Here is a 1,249-nt window from a genome sequence, read left to right as displayed (position 1 = left end):
AGTATCTATTTACATGCACAAAAATTAAAAGGTAATTTTACTTACCCAGTTAGAACTGAAAAAGGCGATTTAAATAGCGATGGTTTAACTGATAAAATTATAGTAACAATGGATACCATTAATAAAACTCAGCCTTTGAGATTACAAATATTTTTTTTAAAACCAAATGGAAAATATTTACTTAACGTATCTACTGAAAAATTAATAGAACCGCAATATCCAAATGGGAAATATTGCGGAAATCAAATACCAAATTTTGATATTAAAGATAACTGCTTGTATATGATTTCTGAAGTCAAAGAAAATCACCTTATTCATAAGTTCAAATTCAATAATGGGAATTTTGAACTACAAAATATATCCTCAGTAGCTTGGGATGGTAAAAATTTAACAACCGAAACCGAATTTAATCTTCTCACAGGAAAAAGAATTGAGATTACAAAAGCACTTGGCTCGGAGAAAATTCTTAAAAAGACGATTAAAAAAAACACTGTAAAACCATTGCCAAAAATAAATACATTCAGCGCTTTTAACAGTAAACTAAATTTATAAACCGAGTATATAACCAAAGAATGAAGATATATCGACTATTACTTTTTATCATCTCGTCCGTTGTTCTTATCGGTTGTGATGGAAGCGGTAAACCCGCTTACAAATACACTAAACAGGAAACCAACCAGTTCTTAGATGAAATTGTAAAAAACGCAAAAGTGACAATCGGAAATATTACAGAAATTGAAAAGCAGCCAACAGATGAATTATATATAGTAACAAGGTATCCTTTATCAAAGGAAAAACTTGATGAGTATAATAAGAATAATCATTCATTAAAAAATAAAGACAACGACATTTCCGATTTTGCCACTTATATATTTAAAGGCTATAACTTGGTAAATGAAAAAAATGAAAAACTACAATTTGTAGATAAGGGTAGAGCTGTCTACTTGCGAGAAGGTGGTCTGTGGGAACACAATAATGTTCTATGTGAAAATCTAGCGATTGATATAGAGCTTAATAAAACTTATGAGAGACTGAAAGGATACATTACCATCGAATTTGAAATGCCCGGAAATATTTTTGGAAGACTTAAACGAGAAGTAAAAATCCCAGTAAACATGACCATTTACGACAAAGTACCTGAATAAAGATTACCGCTAACATCAAACGCATAAACAACCGGATTTAATGATCATTATTGATTGATTCGGTCTATTGAGCTTGTCTAAGGTTGATGGAGTTTTCCAGATAC

At 30.6% G+C, this 1,249-nt stretch carries 2 protein-coding genes; both read left to right on the top strand.

Annotated features, from left to right (window positions below; all coding sequences use genetic code 11):
* On the top strand, window positions 1–552 hold a 552-nt coding region (locus tag AC1DDX_RS27525), incomplete at its 5' end, for a hypothetical protein (protein ID WP_477623047.1).
* Between the two features lie 20 nt (window positions 553–572).
* Window positions 573–1,145: a hypothetical protein gene (locus tag AC1DDX_RS27520; RefSeq protein ID WP_172663413.1), complete on the top strand. Its 573-nt coding sequence runs from the start codon at window positions 573–575 to the stop codon at window positions 1,143–1,145.
* The last annotated feature ends 104 nt before the right edge of the window (window positions 1,146–1,249 follow it).

The sequence above is a fragment of the Pedobacter sp. 10L46_2 genome, assembly GCF_056395165.1.
This window is presented reverse-complemented; position numbering and strand designations above follow the sequence as displayed.

Excerpts from the sequence above, each read along its gene's own strand:
- AC1DDX_RS27520 (WP_172663413.1), top strand. The coding sequence starts at position 573 with ATGAAGATATATCGACTATTACTTTTTATCATCTCGTCCGTTGTTCTT.